This window comes from Methylophaga sp. UBA4204 (assembly GCF_002379485.1).
Classification (GTDB): domain Bacteria; phylum Pseudomonadota; class Gammaproteobacteria; order Nitrosococcales; family Methylophagaceae; genus Methylophaga.
This window is the reverse complement of the sequence record NZ_DFTU01000023.1, coordinates 3725-4025: the sequence shown is the minus strand read 5'-3', so window position 1 is coordinate 4025 and position 301 is coordinate 3725. Positions and strand designations below refer to the sequence as shown.

The window sequence follows — 301 nt, the reverse complement described above, 5'->3', positions numbered from 1 at the left end:
CCACCGATGATGAATGCAGCGGTGATCAAAATGCTTGAAGATTTGGGTGTTGAACCGGAAAACATCATGCTTGATGACTTTGGAGGCTAAGATGAATACTTTTCTTGCCGCATTTGTGATTATTCTACTGGCTGTTACAGCCATGGCCATCGGGGTAATATTTGGTCGCTCAGCAATAAAAGGCAGTTGTGGTGGATTGAATCAGGTTGGGCTGTCGGGAAGTTGTGGCGGGGCCTGCTCGATTCAGGAAAAAGAAGAGTGTGAAGCCCGTAAGCGGGCACAATAACAAACTATACAGCGA

General features: G+C 46.8%; 1 protein-coding gene. It reads left to right on the top strand.

What is annotated here, in order from left to right; all coding sequences use genetic code 11:
- The first annotated feature begins 91 nt into the window (after positions 1–91).
- Positions 92–286: a (Na+)-NQR maturation NqrM gene (gene nqrM, locus B3182_RS03115; protein ID WP_292751500.1), complete on the top strand. Its 195-nt coding sequence runs from the start codon at positions 92–94 to the stop codon at positions 284–286.
- The last annotated feature ends 15 nt before the right edge of the window (positions 287–301 follow it).